Raw genomic sequence first — 17,821 nt, 5'->3', positions numbered from 1 at the left:
CTGAGTGTACTTTAAACGGATTAAATTATTTTGAAAGTCCCCCTTTCTGATAAGAAAAACGCCGGATATCAGAGCCGAAATTCAGCCCCGTATCCGGCGTTTCAGAGAATCATTTTTCGAGCTGTATCTCTTCAGTTTTGAGAGGCAAAGACCCGCCAGTATTTCGGACGGAACGCCAAACGACTACCGGTCACCGCTTCATTCTCGGCCAGAATTTCAATCTCGACAATTTCGCGGTTACCGCCGACTTCCAGCTCAACACGGCGCTTGGCGCCCACACGCCGTGTCGCGGTGACCACACCGGCAATGCAGCCGCCGCATCCCTCCACCAGCTCCACATCATGGGGTCGGAAATATAGCACGGCTTCTCCGTCTGCCTGATCGGTTTTCAGCCCCAGCGAGCGATCCGCCAACCAGAGTGCCCCCTGCTCCACACGCACATTCAGACGGCTGGATTCACCGATAAAACCATAGACGAAAGCAGAATTCGGGCTGTCATAAATCTCGTCCGGTGTTCCGACTTGTTCGATACGCCCCTGACTCATCACCACAACACGGTCGGCGAGTTCCAGCGCCTCATCCTGATCGTGGGTTACAAAGACCGTCGTATGACCGGTGCTGTCATGAATCTCACGCAGCCATTTGCGCAGTTCTTTTCGCACCTGCGCATCCAGTGCACCGAAAGGCTCATCCAGCAACAATACATGCGGTTCAATCGCCATGGCACGTGCCAGAGCCACGCGCTGACGCTGACCACCGGAGAGCTGTGCCGGATAACGGTTTTCCAAGCCCTGCAATTGCACCAGATTGAGCAGATCGACCGCGCGCTTATGGATTTCTGCTTTGGACGGACGCGTAGAGCGCGGGCGTACTTTCAAACCAAATCCGACATTCTGCGCCAATGTCATATGACGGAACAAAGCATAATGCTGGAATACAAAACCAACATTGCGTTCCTGCACGGTTTTATTCGAGGCATCATCCTCGCCCAAATAGACCGTGCCTTCTGTCGGGCTTTCCAGTCCTGCAATCAGACGCAATAAAGTGGTCTTACCCGAGCCGGAAGGGCCGAGCAAAGCAATCAGCTCGCCTGAACGAATATCAAGCGAAACGTTGTGCAGCGCCGGAAACTGCTCAAACTCCTTGCGCACCTCAACAACGCGTACTTCCATTCTCAATCCTTTCAGGCACCCTCATGCCAGTGCAATGCAATTCATATTCGAGCATTCAAAATGCTCTGTCTCTTTGTTGTAAGCGTACCCTGAAAACCGCTCACACTTTTCGGGATGCGCTATTCATGCGCAAAACGCATTACAAACTAAACCCCGTCATGCGAAAAACGCATTTCCAGTATCGTCTTCAAAACGAGTGTTATCAGCGCCAGTCCCGCCAGCAGCGATGCCACTGCAAATGCCGCCACGATATTCTCGCTATACATCATCTCCACATGCAACGGCATGGTCGTCGTCAGCCCGCGAATACGCCCCGACACCACCGCCACCGCACCGAACTCTCCCATTGCACGCGCATTACACAGCAACACGCCGTAAAGCAGCCCCCAGCGGATATTCGGCAAAGTCACATAGAGAAAGGTTTTCCAGCCGCTTGCCCCCAGCGATAAAGCGGCCTCTTCATCACCTGTTCCCTGCTCCTGCATCAGCGGGATCAGCTCACGGGCAACAAATGGAAAAGTGACAAAGATCGTTGCCAGAACAATACCGGGAACAGCAAACAATATCTGGATATTATGCGACTGAAACCATGATCCGAGCATACTGTTACCGCCGAACAGCAGCACGAAAACCAGCCCTGAAATCACCGGCGACACCGAAAACGGCAGATCAATCAGCGTGATGAGAAAGGTCTTGCCGCGAAACTCGAATTTGGCAATCGCCCATGAAGCAGCAATCCCGAAAACCATATTCAAAGGCACTGCAATAGCTGCAATCAGCAAAGTCAGACGGATAGCCGAGACTGCATCCGGATCGGTCAGTGCTTCCAGATAAGCACCGGTGCCTTTGCTGAAAGCCTGCGCAAAAATTACGATCAGCGGCAGCACAATGAACAAGGCCATAAACAACAGCCCTGTCAGTGTCAGAAACCAGCGCATAGCCGGTGTTTCTGTGACCGCTGAGCGGTTATGCGCCGTGTGATTATGCTTCAGACGACGCGAAAACAGTTTTCCGGCACTAGCTGCCATAGCCATATCTCCTGCGTGTCCGTGTCTGGATCAGATTGACGATGAGCAGCATCACAAAAGAAATCAGCATCATCACCGTGGCCAGCACTGTAGCTGCGGAATAATCGAATTCCTCAAGCTTGATGAAGATCAGCAAAGGCGCAATTTCAGTCGAATAAGGCCGGTTACCGGCGATAAAAATCACCGAGCCATATTCCCCGACCGCACGGGCAAAGGCCAGCGAAAAACCGGTCAAAATAGCCGGTTGCAAACCGGGCAAAAGCACACGGAACACAGTCTGAAAGCGGCTGGCACCCAGCGTTGCCGCCGCCTCTTCCTGTTCACGGCTGATCTCTTCAATCACCGGCTGGATCGTGCGCACCACAAATGGCAGACCGATAAAAACCAGCGCCACAACGATACCGGCCTGTGTAAAAGCAATACGGATATCCAGCGGCATCAGCCATGCACCGATCCAGCCTTTCGGCGCATAAAGCGCTGTCAGTGCAATACCGGCAACGGCGGTGGGCAGCGCGAAGGGCAGATCGACCATCGCATCGACCAGCCTTCTGCCCGGAAAGCGGTAACGCACAAGCACCCATGCAACAATGCCGCCAAAAACCACATTAATCAGCGCGGCCAAGATCGCGCTGAAAAAGCTGACCTGCAAGGCATGAACCAGCCGGGGATCAGTCGCCAGCTGCCAGAAGCGTGCCGGCCCCACCCCGACGGCATGGAGCATCAGCACCATCAGCGGGATCAGGATCAGCAGGGACAGATAGGCCACGCTGAAGCCCAGTGTCAGGCCAAAACCCGGCAGGATGGACGGCTTGCGCCATGCCTGCCAGAAGGGCGGTTTTTTCCCGCTTTTATGTGGCTGATCCGGTTTCCCGCCGCCCGTTTTTGTTGTGAGTTCTGCCATAGGTAACACCATGAAAGACGGAACTTATTTGACCGGTTTATAAATCTGATCGAATGTGCCGCCATCCCCGAAATGTGCAGGCTGCGCCTTAACCCAGCCTCCGAATAACGGGTCATCAATCGTGATGAGCTTGACATCCGTCAGCCATTTACGGTCGGCCTCCGGCACTAATTCAGGCTTTGACGGCCGGTAGAAGTGTTTGGCTGCAATCTTCTGCCCCTCTTCAGAATAGAGATAAGTCAGGAAGGCTTCCGCCTGTTTGCGTGTACCTTTGGCATCGACATTTTTGTCCACCACAGCAACCGGCGGCTCGGCGAGAATGGATTGCGGCGGCACGACAATGTCAAAAGAATCCGCTCCGAATTCCGCAACTGACAGATAGGCTTCGTTTTCCCATGCCAGCAGCACATCACCTAACTGGCGTTGTACAAAACTGGTGGTCGAGCCGCGCGCACCGGTATCCAGCACCGGCACATGACGGAACAGCTCTGTCATATAGGCTTTGACCTTGGCTTCATCGCCGCCATATTCGCTATGCGCCCATGCCCATGCGGCCAGATAATTCCAGCGGGCACCGCCGGAGGTTTTCGGGTTAGGTGTAATCACCTCCACCCCGTCTTTAATCAGATCGCCCCAGTCTTTAATGCCCTTGGGATTGCCCTTGCGGGTCAGGAAAACGATGGTTGAAGTGTAAGGCGCGGAATTATTCGGGAATTTCTGCCGCCAGTCCGCATTGATCTTGCCGCTTTTCTCGACAATGGCATCAATATCGCTTTGCAAAGCAAGCGTCACAACATCTGCGGGGATACCGTCAATAACAGAGCGTGCCTGCGCACCGGAGCCGCCATGCGATGTACGCAGGGTTATCGTCTCACCGGTTTCGGCCTGCCAGTGTTTGGCAAAGGCATCGTTAAATTCTTTATATAATTCCCGCGTCGGATCGTAAGAAACATTCAGCAGGGTCTGGGCAGCGGGTGCCTGCACAGGGATGGAAACCGCAGATACAGCGATCAGCGCAGCAAAGGCGGAAAAAGTATTTCGCATCAGTATCATCAAGGCCTCCGTTTCATGTTCAAAAACAAACTAACAGAGCCGGAACGGAGAAGGATGCTACAGGAACCTCAATACTCCGCTCCCACGGAAATAATCTTCCTCAGATGAGCGCATTGTAAAATAAAAATTCGCCTTTGCCAAAGACAGTTCAGTGTCCCGCATCAAAAAACCATACCCGAACCCATACGGGGACTGCGCAGGCTGCACTTATAGCGCACCTCATAATAAGGATCGACAACCAGTGTCACATCACGGGTTTCGCAGCGTTTTCCGGTGGATTTCAGATATTCTTCCGCCACATCGCGGAACACTACCGGCGGCGTGACACCAAGCCCTGTTCCGGTGGAGAAACCTTTGACAAAATTCTGCGTGGCTGTACCTGCCAGCCCCGGCCCGATCAGCAGGCGACTTTCGGTCTGGTTATCGACAATACGATAATTAACACCGCTTTTGCCGACGAACTCAACCGAAGGCAGCCCCTGATATTTGGCTTGTACATAATTCACACCGGCACAACCGGTGAGCACAGCGAGGGCAGCAAACGCACTGATGCGCATGCCCGCAGGGGTGAATATTTTGCGAAATGTCAAACCAGCCTGTATCACGCGCTATAATGCCTTTTCTGCTGAACTATGCTGTCTCTGCTTTTAAATATCTGACAAACAATCATATTAATGCCAGATACGGTTTTTATTGGACGATCAAAATAAGAATCTTATTTTAAACTCCGCAAACAGACCTGTTTTTCTGCTCGCAGGTTCCCTGCCTTCTCTGTAAGTGCTGTAAACGAAAAGGATAAACTGATGCTGAAAGCAATCATCCCATCACTCTCTGCCGGTCTTTTACTTTGCGGTTTTGCAGGCAGTGTTGCCGCGCAGGAAGCTGACGAGATGCAGGCGCTTACCAAAGTGACCTATATATGCGAGCGGAATGTTGAGCTGGATGTTGTCTATATCAATGGTCTGAAAAATGATGAATCAGCAGCTGTCCTTTACACGGAAGGCAAGCTGGTGCCGATGCGTATCTGGCCAGCGGCTTCAGGCGCACGTTATATCGCTCTTGATGAACAGGACAGCTATCGCTGGCATACAAAAGGCGATGAAGGCATTCTGTCTTTTCTTGAAGCCGATGACAGCGCCAAAGAGCAGACATTGTTTAGCAATTGTGTAAACAAGGATAAAGCTGCACAGTAAAATTGAGGCAGGATTTTTCGCTACCCTTAAAGCACACAGACTGCTATTTGTGCCGTCAGACAGCAGTCTTTCTGACCTGCTTTGAATTTTATGTGATCCGTTCTCTTACAGGAAAGATGTGAGATGAAACCTGTATTCCTGCAAATCCAGTGCAAACCCGGCACAACCTATGATGTTGCCAAGACGCTCTATGAGCGTGAAATCGCCTCGGAACTTTATTCCACCAGCGGCGAATATGATCTTCTCGCAAAGATCTACATTCAGGAAGGTGATGATATCGGCAAATTTATCAATGATAATGTTCATGATATCCCGCATATCATCCGCTCGCTGACAACGCTGACTTTCAAAGCATTCTGAGTTCAGTCACAGAAACGCCGGTAATATCGACGATGAAGCATTGCCCGTCTCAAACGGGCGATGCTTTTTTATTTTTGCGCTGCTGCACGCGAAGAATTTTGCATGTGAGGCAATTTGTACTTTGCGCCGTACGCTCGGGTACTGTAAGACATATCTGAAAAGATAACACTGCATTTCTGCAACTTCTGCAAACAGGAGTTTCGCAGCGCTGTTAATGCATAAGGGAATAAGATCATGCCAGCCTATCGCTCAAGAACTTCCACCCACGGCCGCAATATGGCGGGCGCGCGCGGCCTCTGGCGCGCCACAGGCATGAAAGACGGTGATTTTGGCAAGCCGATTATCGCTGTGGTCAACTCCTTTACCCAGTTTGTGCCGGGGCATGTGCATCTGAAAGATCTCGGCCAGATGGTTGCCCGCGAAATCGAAAAAGCAGGCGGTGTTGCCAAGGAATTCAACACCATTGCCGTTGATGACGGTATCGCCATGGGTCATGACGGTATGCTCTATTCGCTGCCATCACGCGAAATCATCGCCGACTCGGTTGAATATATGGTCAATGCCCATTGCGCCGATGCGATGGTGTGCATTTCCAACTGTGACAAGATCACACCGGGTATGCTGATGGCCGCATTGCGCCTCAATATTCCGGTTGTATTTGTTTCCGGCGGCCCGATGGAAGCCGGTAAAGTTGTCTGGAATGACAAGGTTAAAAAGCTTGATCTGGTTGATGCTATGGTTGCAGCCGCCGACGACAAATATACTGACGAAGAAGTGGACGCGATTGAGCGCTCCGCCTGCCCGACCTGCGGCTCCTGCTCCGGTATGTTCACTGCCAACTCCATGAACTGCCTGACCGAAGCGCTTGGTCTGTCGCTGCCGGGCAATGGCTCGACGCTGGCAACCCATGCGGCACGTAAAGAACTGTTTCTTGAAGCCGGTCGTCTGGTTGTTGACCTCTGCAAGCGTTATTATGAAGGCAATGATGAGAGCGTGTTGCCACGCGCAGTTGCCAGCTTTGCAGCTTTTGAAAATGCCATGACACTGGATATCGCCATGGGCGGCTCCACCAATACCGTACTGCATTTGCTGGCGGCAGCGCATGAAGCGGAAATGGATTTCACCATGTCCGATATTGATCGCCTGTCCCGCAAAGTACCGGTGCTGTGTAAAGTTGCACCTGCCGTGCCGGATGTGCATATGGAAGACGTGCATCGCGCCGGTGGTATTATGGGTATTCTCGGTGAGCTTGACCGCGCAGGCCTGCTCAACACCGATGTCGGCTCGGTACATTCCGGCACATTGAAAAATGCGCTGGAAAAATGGGATATCAAGCGCTCGTCCGATGAAAGCGTGCATGAGTTCTTCCGTGCTGCACCGGGTGGTGTTCCGACACAGGTTGCCTTCAGCCAGAACCGTTATTTCGACAACACCGACAGCGACCGTGAAAACGGCGTTATCCGCACCAAAGAACATGCCTTCTCACAGGACGGTGGTCTGGCTGTGCTCTACGGCAATCTGGCGGAAGACGGTTGTATCGTTAAAACCGCCGGTGTGGATGACAGTATCCTGACCTTCTCTGGCCCTGCCCGTATTTTTGAAAGTCAGGACAGCGCGGTTCTCGGCATTCTCAACGGCAAGATCAAAGAAGGCGATATTGTTCTGATCCGCTATGAAGGCCCGCGCGGCGGTCCGGGCATGCAGGAAATGCTCTATCCGACCAGCTATCTGAAGTCGAAAGGTCTGGGCAAAGCCTGTGCGCTGATTACTGACGGTCGTTTCTCCGGCGGTTCTTCCGGCCTCTCCATCGGCCACGTTTCGCCAGAAGCCGCTGAAGGCGGCCTGATCGGTCTGGTTGAAGAAGGCGATCTGATCGAGATCGACATTCCGAACCGCAAAATCCATCTGGCTGTTGATGATGCTGTGCTAGTAAAACGCAGTGCAGAGATGGAAGCCAAAGGCATTGCTGCATGGAAACCGACAGAAGTGCGCAAGCGCAAAGTCACCACAGCACTGCGTGCCTATGCAGCCATGGCCACCAGCGCCGCCAAAGGTGCGGTGAGACACGTACCTGAGTAAAGAACGAAATAGGCCAGCAATTCTTATTAGAAATGCTGGCCTAACATTACAGAGGGGTTATTTTTTCGAACCCTTTTGACCTCTTAAAGTCCATACTATGTTTAAAATTCCTCAAAGCATCTGATGGATCAATATTTTTAAGATTTAATTTTTCAAATGTACTTCGCATAAACTGAACAGATAGAATAGCTGTTTCTTCAATATGTCCCGTTGATGCATCCAACATATCCGTGTGACATGTAACAAAAACAGTGTTCAATGGCACTGTATTAAACACCTCTGCACCTACACGAAAAGCGACACTACAAACATAATCTTGATAAATTTCATGAAATTGTGCATCCGGCATCTTCGTTTCAGACAATCGGCCACTTGCAAGCTGTTTTCGCCTTATTGCCGGAACTATATCAGAACTGTGAACTATAGGCTTTGCATGAATATAATTATTACTAATCTCAAAGAAGATATTTTTTCCAACCCGAGAGTCATCCGATAAATTTTTGATGTTTTTTAAAAACTCTTTCAAAGCCGAAACCTCACCCTGTAAGGCTCCCTCTATTGAGGATACACGATCCTCCCAATCTTTATGATCCTTATTAAAATCTTCAACAGCATTTGCTTTGGCACGTATTGCCAGTTGATGTGTTTTTTTCAGCCTTTCGAAACAGGCTTTATTTCCACCTTGGAATATACGGAAGATATTAGGTTTAAACTCAGCTAAATCCAGCGCAGCTCTTTGAACCGCAAGATCGTATTTGGATGGTAAGACAGGACTCGAAGCTTTGATCATTTCCCTCTTATGTGACCAATCAAGGAGTTGATCAGAAGAATGATGAACAGATGTTATGTTATGAATATGCTCATCAAGATTAGTTACAGCTTGAGCCGAAAAGGCTATCAATTGCGTTTTTTCAGCATATTTTTGGCGTTTCAATTCATCTTTTTTCGCCTGTTGAACCGCCCGATTGATTGAGCGCACTGTACTTTTCCACCCCAAAACACCCTCCAAATACCTGAAAAGTCTCCAATAAAAGTAATTCTCAGCAGCTAATTCTACTGCGCCAAAGCTTTCTCAAGCTCTGGCATAAACTGCCTTGCCATGCTCTCGTCACTTAAAGGCCCGACGAATTTATAAACAATCTTGCCTTCGCGGTTGACGATGAAGGTTTCCGGCACGCCGTAAACACCCCATTCAATACCGGCGCGGCCGGAGCGGTCTGTGCCGACGACATTGTAAGGATTGCCGAGGCTGTTCAGAAAGGCCAGTGCATTTTCCGGCGCGTCTTTATAGTTCAGACCTACCACTTTAATGCGCGGATCCTGCCCCAGCTTCATAATCTGCGGATGCTCATCGCGGCACGGCACGCACCATGATGCCCAGATATTGACCAGCGTCACCTGCCCCTTCAGATCAGCGCCTTTCAAGCCCGGCACCAGCGTTCCGTCAGCCAGCCGCAATCCTTCCAGCGGCGGCAGATCGGTCAACGGTGCATCGCGCCCGATCAAAGCTGAGGGAATTTCCTGCATATTTTTTCCGCTCAGCAACTGCCATGTAAAAATACCGGCAAGTGCTGCAAAAATAAGCAGCGGCAGAAGCGCCACCACAACGCGTTTTTTATTCTGCGGAGCATCCGCTCCGCCAGATGTCTTCACCGGATCAGTCATTATCAATCAGCCTTTTGCGAGCGGCGGCGAATGCCCTGTTTCTCAAGTCGTGCAAGTTCTGCCCGCAAACGTGTCTGGGTCAGCAATATCCATGCAACAATCGCCACAATCACCGTGGCAGAAACACCATAGGAAATAAGAACATAGCTCAGATGCGTCATGCCGCTTCTCCTGCCGGTTTACGGTTTTCGCGCTCGGCATTACGCGCTGCAATTTTACGCATTGCCGCAATACGGCGGCTGAAAATCTCGTTACGCATCGCCATCAGATGCAGCGTGAAAAACAGCATGGTCATCGCCAATGCCATCACCAGCAACGGATAAAGCATGCTCGGCGGCATGGCTGGCCCTTCCATACGCAACACGGAAGCAGGTTGATGCAATGTGTTCCACCAGTCGACCGAGAATTTGATGATCGGAATATTGATAAAGCCAACCAGTGTCAGGACAGCGGCAGCACGTGCAGCTTTTGCCTGATCGTCCATGGCGCGGGTCAGCGCGATGATGCCGAGATACATCAGAAACAGAATGAAAACCGAGGTCAGGCGTGCATCCCACACCCACCATGTGCCCCACATCGGCTTGCCCCACAGTGAACCGGTAACCAGTGCCAATGCGGTAAACATGGCGCCCAGCGGTGCCGCAGCTTTGGCCGAGACATCAGCCAGCGGATGTCGCCAGACCAGTGTGCCGAGTGCTGCAATGGTCATCACCGTGTAGCACATCATCGACAGCCATGCGAAAGGCACATGTATGAACATGATCTTCACGGTCAGCCCCTGCTGATAATCTTCCGGTGCGAACCACACCATATAAAGACCCGCAAGCAATAACAGCACAGTCAGCGCCGACAGCCATGGCAGGATTGTACTGCTCAGGCTCAGAAAACGTGTCGGATTAGCCAGATCGAGCAGCGCCTGAAAGCGGCGCGGTGCATCTTTGGATAAGGCTTTATCAGTTGATCGTTCAGTCATAGATACCCGGATATATTTGTAAGCTTAAGCTATCCTTAGAGAAACCTCGCAAGAGGCAGCACTCTTATTCAGAATATGGGTTTAATCTGTCGAAATTTTCAATGCGAAAGCTGCGGCCAATGGCCCGATAATAGCAGCAATCAGTGTATTCGCCGACAGCATCAGCAAAGGTGAGAGAAAAGCTGCATTTTCGGTCACCGCACCATAGGATGCCGAGACACCGAAAATCAGCACCGGAATGGTCAAAGGCAGGATCATCACCGAGACCAGCAACCCGCCACGCGGCATGGAAACGGCCAGCGCCGCGCCCAATGCGCCGATAAAGATCACCGCCGGTGTGCCGATCAGCAATGTGAGCGCTGTTGCACCGATTGCCAGCGGCTCCATATTCATAATCAGTCCGAGAAACGGCGCGGCAATCACCAACGGCAAAACCGTTGCTACCCAATGCGCCAGACATTTCACAATCACCGTCAATGTCAGAAAATGACGCTCCCGTGCCATGATCATCACATCCAGCGAGCCGTCTTCACGATCCGCCTGAAACAACCGGTCAAGGCCAAGCAGCACCGCCAGCAGCGCACCGAGCCACAACATTGCAGGACCAATGCGCGCCAGCAATTTAAGATCTGGCCCGACAGCAAAGGGCACGACGGCGGCAACAGCCAGATAAAACAGGATGCCGGTTAAAGCACCACCGCCTGCGCGAATGGCAATACGCAAATCACGCCAAAACAAAGCCTTCATAGCAACCAGCCCTGCGCTTCAGCGCTATGGTCGCCAAGTTGGTAATCTTCAAGCCGCAAATGCTGCACTGCATCAGAACCCGCATGTTCCAGACCGAGCGCAATATGCGTGACAGCAACAATCATGCCGCCCTTTTTTAAATGTTCCCGCATCACACCGGCAAACATCGCTTGCGCATGGGTGTCCAGACCCGAGGTCGGCTCATCCAGCAGCCATAAAGGGCGATGCGAACAGAGCAGCGTAGCAATGGTTATACGGCGTTTCTGCCCCGTGGAGAGATAGCCGTAAGGCAGATGATCAATATTATTGAGGCCGACGATTTCCAGCGCTTCATCAATGTCGTGCAGGTGGCTTCCGTGAAAATCCTGCCAGAATTTCAGATTTTCATAAACGCTCAGCGCCGGTTTCATCGCATTGAGGGCACTGAGATAATGGCTGTGTGCCATCACCGGCTCTAAGCCGTCGTCCGTCTCCAGCCAGACTGTACCGTCAGAGGCAGGCAACAGACCGGCAATGATTCGCAGCAGCGTTGATTTTCCTGCGCCATTCGGCCCTGTGATAATCAAAGCCTGACCATCATTCAGGCTTGCGCACAGAGAGTTGAACAGGAGATTATCGCCCCGTTCTCCGCTCAGATTTTCCGCAACAAGCCGCATATGGCCTCCGATACCTCGATTATTCATCAAATTGTCCGGTTTTCCCTATCAGGAACCTCGACAAAACAAGCCGCAACATTTCGCCGCAACAGCATAATTTTACGCTTTAAGAGTCTGGAACAGTTTTAAAAAACTGACTATATAGCAGCTACCATGCCAGCGGTCGGCGTGGAAACCATTTTTGGCCGATCTCTAAAGCCTGATGTTTGTTAAACAAGTTCCTTGTTAAGCACAGGCCTCGGGACGGACAGCGGAAATGACTGCACCCGCACCTAAGCGCGTCCTTGAAACGCAGCAGAGGCGTTCGTCCTGGTTTTCCGGCCAGTAAGCATGAAGGACGAACATCGTGTCTCACATCGATAGTTTCAAATGCCATAAGACGCTTACCGTCGACGGCAAAGACTATGTTTATTACAGCCTGACCGAAGCTGAAAAAAACGGTCTTGAAGGCGTATCCAAACTCCCATTCTCCATGAAGGTTCTGCTTGAAAACCTTCTGCGCTTTGAAGATGACCGCAGCGTCAAGAAAGCGGATATCGAGAGTATCGCCAAATGGCTCGTTGACCGCGGTTCTGCCGGTGCGGAAATTGCCTATCGCCCTGCCCGCGTGCTGATGCAGGACTTTACCGGCGTTCCTGCCGTTGTTGACCTCGCAGCTATGCGCGATGCCATGGTGGCACTCGGCGGCGATGCAGAAAAAATCAACCCGCTGGTACCGGTTGATCTCGTGATCGACCACTCCGTGATCGTTGACGAATTCGGCAACCCGCAGGCATTCAAAAACAACGTTGATCTCGAATATCAGCGCAATGCCGAGCGTTACCGCTTCCTGAAATGGGGTCAGCAGGCATTCCAGAACTTCCGCGTTGTTCCTCCGGGCACAGGTATCTGCCATCAGGTTAACCTTGAATATCTGGCACAGGCCGTATGGACCAAGGAAGAAAACGGCGAAACCGTTGCTTATCCTGACACCTGCGTTGGTACAGACAGCCACACAACCATGGTCAACGGCCTTGGCGTTCTTGGCTGGGGTGTTGGTGGTATTGAAGCGGAAGCTTCGATGCTCGGCCAGCCGGTTTCCATGCTGCTGCCGGAAGTTATCGGCTTCAAACTGACCGGCAAGGTCAAAGAAGGCGTCACCGCGACTGACCTCGTGCTCACCGTTACCCAGATGCTGCGTAAAAAAGGCGTTGTCGGTAAATTCGTTGAGTTCTTCGGTCCGGGTCTCGACAATATGACCCTTGCAGACCGCGCAACCATTGCCAATATGGGCCCTGAATATGGTGCGACCTGTGGTTTCTTCCCTGTAGACAAAGAGACCCTCAACTACATGAACACAACCGGCCGTGACGAACATCGTCTCAAACTGGTTGAAGCTTACTCCCGTGCACAGGGCATGTGGCGTGAAGCTGACAGCACAGACCCTGTCTTCACAGACATTCTTGAGCTGGATATGGGTGACGTTGTTCCATCCATGGCTGGTCCGAAGCGTCCTGAAGGCCGTATTGCTCTGGAAGGCATTGCTTCCGGTTTCGCGACCTCTCTGGAAAACGAATATAAGAAGACAACCGGTCAGACTGCACGCTACGCTGTTGAAGGCGAAGATTTCGATCTCGGCCACGGCGATGTTGTGATCGCTGCGATCACTTCCTGCACTAACACCTCGAACCCGAGCGTGCTGATTGCTGCAGGTCTTCTTGCCCGTAATGCTGTTGCCAAAGGCCTGAAAACCAAGCCTTGGGTTAAAACATCACTGGCACCTGGTAGCCAAGTTGTTGCTGCCTATCTGGAAAATGCAGGTCTGCAGAAAGATCTCGACGCACTGGGCTTCAACCTGGTTGGCTTCGGTTGCACCACCTGTATCGGTAACTCCGGTCCGCTGCCTGCTCCGATCTCCAAGACCATCAATGAAAAAGGCCTGATCGGCGCTGCTGTTCTCTCCGGTAACCGTAACTTTGAAGGCCGCGTATCGCCTGACGTTCAGGCCAACTATTTGGCATCCCCGCCACTGGTTGTTGCCCACGCTCTGGCCGGTACTGTCACCAAAGATCTGACCAAAGAACCAATCGGTGAAGACAAAGACGGCAACCCTGTATTCCTGCGTGATATCTGGCCTTCATCGGCTGAAATTCAGGAATTCATTGCCAAGAACGTAACGCGTAAGATCTTCTCGGAAAAATATGCCGACGTGTTCAAGGGCGACGAAAACTGGCAGGCCGTTCAGGTACCAGCCGGCCAGACCTATGCATGGGACGATAACTCGACCTATGTGCAGAACCCGCCATATTTCGTAGGCATGGGCAAATCAGCCGGTGAAATCTCCGACATCAAGGGCGCACGCGTGCTCGGCCTGTTCGGCGACAAGATCACCACTGACCACATTTCGCCAGCCGGTTCGATCAAGGCTCAGTCCCCTGCCGGTAAATATCTGCTCGATAACGGCGTTGCGGTTGCAGACTTCAACCAGTACGGTACACGTCGTGGTAACCACGAAGTCATGATGCGCGGTACTTTTGCGAATATCCGTATCCGCAACCACATGCTCGGTGAAAATGGTCGCGAAGGCGGTTACACCATTCACTACCCAAGCAAGGAAGAAACCTCGATCTATGATGCAGCAATGCAGTATAAGGCAGAGGGCGTTCCGCTGGTTGTGTTTGCCGGTGTTGAATATGGTAACGGCTCGTCCCGTGACTGGGCTGCCAAGGGTACCAACTTGCTCGGCGTTAAAGCTGTGATCTCGCAGTCTTTCGAGCGTATTCACCGTTCCAACCTCGTGGGCATGGGCATTGTACCATTTGTGTTTGAAGAAGGCACAAGCTGGCAGTCCCTCGGCCTGAAGGGCGACGAAGTGGTAACCATTGAAGGTCTGACAGACATTCGTCCGCGCCAGAAGACCAATGCAACCATCACTTTCGCTGACGGTTCAGTGAAGCAGGTCCCTCTGATCTGCCGTATCGATACGCTGGATGAGCTGGACTACATGAAGAACGGCGGCATTCTGCAGACCGTTCTGCGTGATCTGGCCAAAGCCTGATAGCTAAGCGCTTAATATGAATAAAAACGCCGCTGAAGAAATTCAGCGGTGTTTTGCTATAAAAGTCACAGCGTAGATTTATAAACGTTAAATTATCATATAAATTAAAATCTTGTTAAATATAACAGATGATATTAACAAAAATTAACCATATCAATTAAGAACCAAGGAGATAGTCATGGTTCTTAAATCAAGCAAATATTATGCACTCTTTTTATCTACAACAATATTTTACTCTAATATAGATATTCTAAATGCCGCCAATTATACATGGTTGGGAGATACAAGTACAGATTGGGCTGACCTGAGCAATTGGGCTCCTCAAAATAACACTGGTCCAACGACAGGCGATACAGTCACCATTCCAAGTTCGGCACCGAATATTACCATTCTGCAAACGAACGCGGTTGTCGACAATGTTATTTTTGACCAAAATCAATCAACCGGCCTGCCAACCCTAGTCATTAAAGGCGGTCGCCTCGATGTAAATGAAAATATAACTTTTGTTAAACTGCAAGCCGAAGGCACGCTTACTGTCCAAGACAACGGAACCTTAAATTTAAAAGAAGATTTAATTAGTGGTGTAGACACAGGAAATACAAAAATAATCATTGAAAATGGCGGTAAATTAATTCATTCATCTCAAAATAATTTCATACTGTCGCAGTCATTGATATCTAAAACTGCATTATTCCTTAGCGGAGACAATACAGAAGCGATCCTAGGTAACACAATATTTTCAGATCAAGGGACCTCAAGCGTCAGTATTTCTGATAAAGCTAAATTGTCTTCTGAAAAATTACTACTAGCAAATGCTGTAAACTCCATTGCCGACATCACCGTTACAGATGAAAACAGTATACTTTCATCAAATTCAGATATAATAATTGCAGAAAGTGGAACAGCAACTATTACAGTGTCTGACGGAGCTACATTACAAGCAAATAGTAAGATTATAATTTCTCAAAATACCGGTTCGATAGGCACTCTGAATATCGGAGATATTGACGGTACAAAAGCGGCAGGAAAAATTATTGCTCCTGAAATTAACTTCGGGAGCGGCATAGCTACTTTAAATATCAATCACAACAATCAGGACTTTATTTTAGACAGTAGTCTTACTGGAAAAGGTATCGTTAATTTTAATGCCGGAAATACATCCATCATCAAAAACAGTTCAACTGACATCACACTTAATATCAAGCAAAATGCGAGTCTATTAGCAGGAAGCGCACAAAATAATATCAATTTATCTGGCGCATTGAACATTGAAAATGGCGGTTTATTTACCGGATTCGCAAGTATAGGAACACTAAGCAATTTCGGAACAATATCTCCTGGTGATGACAATAATTTCTCAACACTACACATTTCAGGCGACTATATAGGCAATACGAATAGTAACATCACCTTAGATACCAGTTTAAATGACGATAGCTCATCAACTGATAAGATTACCATAACCGGTAATTCATCCGGACATTCAGCTATAACAATTCGCAATAAAAATGGACAAGGATCCCCCACTGTCAACGGCATTCAGATCATCGAAGTAGACGGACAATCGGATGCTACAATGTTTCTGGGTAATCCCGATTACACCACACCCGATGAAAAAGATGCCATTATAGCCGGCGCTTATGCCTATACACTCGAAAAAGGCCTCCCCTCAACAGATGATGGCAACTGGTATTTACGTAGTACAAATACTTCCCCGCCATCACCACCATCACCTCCGGGACCGCCAGTGCCTCCGGGGCCTCCGTCACCACCAACTCCGCCAACACCTCCGGGACCTCCGTCACCGCCTACTCCACCTGTACCACCAGCACCTCCGGGGCCAAATCCGGATCCGCGCTATCAGCCGGGCGCACCGCTATACAACAATAATGTAGAAAACATGCGAAGCATCAATCAGACTTTGATGTCATCGCTCTATACACGCGCCGGAAACCGTTACTGGAGCGGTGCAGGAGCCTATCATATTGCGCAAGGCGATGGCGTGGGCTCCGGCTATCAGCCACCTGAAGCCGGCACAGTTGTCACGGATACAGGACTGTTCTGGATACGCACAGAGGCAGGTCAGGAAAACTACAGCTCGCAATCATCAACCATTGCCAGCAAATACCGCCAGAATTACTGGCTGGTACAAGCGGGTCTCGACAGCCAGTTGCGCGAAACCGAGACCGGCCGCCTGATCGGTAGCGGCTGGGTGCATTATATTGATGCCAAAAGCAGAAGCTATTCGCGCTATGGCGATGGCGATATCAACACGCAGGCCTATGGTTTCGGCGGTGCTCTGACATGGTATGGCGATAATGGTTTTTATGCCGATGCCCAGACACAGGTCAGCTGGTACAAGACCGACCTTTATTCTGATCTGACACGGAAGAACCATGTCTCCGATCATAATAATGCCGGTTATGGTTTTGGCATCGAAGTCGGAAAACGTATCCAGTATAATGATTTCTGGTCATTCACACCGCAGGCACAACTGACCTATTCCGGTCTGAATCTGAAGGATTATACGGATTTCTACGATGCCAGAGTCCATCACTCCAATGAGAATGATGTGCTGGGTCGTCTTGGTCTGGCAACGAACTATGAAAATGCATGGCAGGATGCTGCCGGTTTCACCCGAAAACTGGATCTTTACGGCATGATTGGTGTGCAGCAAAACTTCACAGGAAATTCCAATCTCATCCTTGTCTCCGGCACACCTTTCTATACCGGCGGACAAGCCCACACACAGCTGCAATTAACGCTGGGTTCGACCTATAGCTGGAATGACGGCAAATATGCTGTCTTCGGGACAGTTGAAACCAGCGGCGCCACGAAGAATATCAGTGACAATTACAGTCTCTCCGGCAATCTCGGATTTAAGATACGCTGGTGAAACAACAATGAAAAAGGGCAGCCCTGCGGCTGCCCTTTCTGATTTCAAAACCTGAAACCTT

16 protein-coding genes are annotated in these 17,821 nt (G+C 50.5%); 5 read left to right on the top strand and 11 right to left on the bottom strand.

Going from position 1 to position 17,821, the window contains the following annotated elements; translation table 11 throughout:
- Positions 1-131: 131 nt before the first annotated feature.
- The 5 genes from LDL70_RS00450 to LDL70_RS00430 form a co-directional block, all read right to left on the bottom strand.
- Complete coding sequence (locus tag LDL70_RS00450) at positions 132-1,172, bottom strand: sulfate/molybdate ABC transporter ATP-binding protein (protein ID WP_225685869.1); 1,041 nt, start codon at positions 1,170-1,172, stop codon at positions 132-134.
- Positions 1,173-1,318: 146 nt separating this feature from the next.
- A complete protein-coding gene (gene cysW / locus LDL70_RS00445) occupies positions 1,319-2,110 on the bottom strand; it encodes a sulfate ABC transporter permease subunit CysW (protein ID WP_370637793.1) in 792 nt (263 codons plus the stop codon).
- 79 nt (positions 2,111-2,189) lie between these two features.
- The gene (gene cysT / locus LDL70_RS00440; protein WP_075654049.1) at positions 2,190-3,101 is read right to left on the bottom strand and encodes a sulfate ABC transporter permease subunit CysT; all 912 of its coding nucleotides are present in this window, start codon (positions 3,099-3,101) and stop codon (positions 2,190-2,192) included.
- Positions 3,102-3,125: 24 nt separating this feature from the next.
- On the bottom strand, positions 3,126-4,145 hold the full coding sequence (locus tag LDL70_RS00435; RefSeq protein ID WP_370637792.1) for a sulfate ABC transporter substrate-binding protein: 1,020 nt from the start codon (positions 4,143-4,145) through the stop codon (positions 3,126-3,128).
- A gap of 170 nt (positions 4,146-4,315) precedes the next feature.
- Positions 4,316-4,744, bottom strand: coding sequence for a hypothetical protein (locus LDL70_RS00430; RefSeq protein WP_213596119.1), 429 nt, complete (start codon positions 4,742-4,744; stop codon positions 4,316-4,318).
- A 213-nt stretch (positions 4,745-4,957) separates the two neighbouring features.
- Here LDL70_RS00430 and LDL70_RS00425 point away from each other — a divergent pair, with 213 nt between their 5' ends.
- From LDL70_RS00425 to ilvD, 3 genes are all read left to right on the top strand, one after another.
- Entirely contained in the window at positions 4,958-5,347 is a 390-nt protein-coding gene (locus LDL70_RS00425) for an MliC family protein (protein WP_022711318.1), read from the top strand.
- Between the two features lie 123 nt (positions 5,348-5,470).
- The gene (locus LDL70_RS00420; RefSeq protein ID WP_022711319.1) at positions 5,471-5,707 is read left to right on the top strand and encodes an Lrp/AsnC ligand binding domain-containing protein; all 237 of its coding nucleotides are present in this window, start codon (positions 5,471-5,473) and stop codon (positions 5,705-5,707) included.
- Between the two features lie 234 nt (positions 5,708-5,941).
- A complete protein-coding gene (gene ilvD, locus LDL70_RS00415; RefSeq protein WP_221722144.1) occupies positions 5,942-7,786 on the top strand; it encodes a dihydroxy-acid dehydratase in 1,845 nt (614 codons plus the stop codon).
- A 46-nt stretch (positions 7,787-7,832) separates the two neighbouring features.
- On the opposite strand, the gene LDL70_RS00410 is transcribed toward ilvD, so the two are convergent.
- From LDL70_RS00410 to ccmA, 6 genes are all read right to left on the bottom strand, one after another.
- Complete coding sequence (locus tag LDL70_RS00410) at positions 7,833-8,765, bottom strand: hypothetical protein (RefSeq protein WP_225685864.1); 933 nt, start codon at positions 8,763-8,765, stop codon at positions 7,833-7,835.
- Positions 8,766-8,839: 74 nt separating this feature from the next.
- Entirely contained in the window at positions 8,840-9,451 is a 612-nt protein-coding gene (locus LDL70_RS00405; protein WP_225685862.1) for a DsbE family thiol:disulfide interchange protein, read from the bottom strand.
- A gap of 2 nt (positions 9,452-9,453) precedes the next feature.
- Positions 9,454-9,612 (bottom strand): heme exporter protein CcmD, encoded by a 159-nt coding sequence (gene ccmD, locus LDL70_RS00400; protein ID WP_075654044.1) that lies wholly within the window; start codon positions 9,610-9,612, stop codon positions 9,454-9,456.
- Positions 9,609-10,424, bottom strand: a complete 816-nt coding sequence (locus LDL70_RS00395; RefSeq protein WP_151158731.1) for a heme ABC transporter permease — start codon at positions 10,422-10,424, stop codon at positions 9,609-9,611. The genes ccmD and LDL70_RS00395 overlap by 4 nt, the downstream gene beginning before the upstream one ends.
- 81 nt (positions 10,425-10,505) lie before the next feature.
- The gene (ccmB, locus tag LDL70_RS00390) at positions 10,506-11,171 is read right to left on the bottom strand and encodes a heme exporter protein CcmB (RefSeq protein WP_022711326.1); all 666 of its coding nucleotides are present in this window, start codon (positions 11,169-11,171) and stop codon (positions 10,506-10,508) included.
- Positions 11,168-11,827 (bottom strand): heme ABC exporter ATP-binding protein CcmA, encoded by a 660-nt coding sequence (ccmA, locus tag LDL70_RS00385; RefSeq protein WP_225688261.1) that lies wholly within the window; start codon positions 11,825-11,827, stop codon positions 11,168-11,170. The genes ccmB and ccmA overlap by 4 nt, the downstream gene beginning before the upstream one ends.
- A gap of 346 nt (positions 11,828-12,173) precedes the next feature.
- Between ccmA and acnA the strand changes: the two genes are divergently transcribed.
- Complete coding sequence (gene acnA, locus LDL70_RS00380) at positions 12,174-14,864, top strand: aconitate hydratase AcnA (RefSeq protein ID WP_370637722.1); 2,691 nt, start codon at positions 12,174-12,176, stop codon at positions 14,862-14,864.
- Positions 14,865-15,042: 178 nt separating this feature from the next.
- Positions 15,043-17,760, top strand: a complete 2,718-nt coding sequence (locus LDL70_RS00375) for an autotransporter outer membrane beta-barrel domain-containing protein (RefSeq protein WP_225685860.1) — start codon at positions 15,043-15,045, stop codon at positions 17,758-17,760.
- The last annotated feature ends 61 nt before the right edge of the window (positions 17,761-17,821 follow it).

It is taken from the genome of Pseudochrobactrum sp. XF203, from assembly GCF_020341615.1.
In the GTDB taxonomy this organism is placed as follows: domain Bacteria; phylum Pseudomonadota; class Alphaproteobacteria; order Rhizobiales; family Rhizobiaceae; genus Pseudochrobactrum; species Pseudochrobactrum saccharolyticum.
Note: the sequence above shows the minus strand (reverse complement) of the source record. Positions and strands in the feature narration are given on the sequence as shown.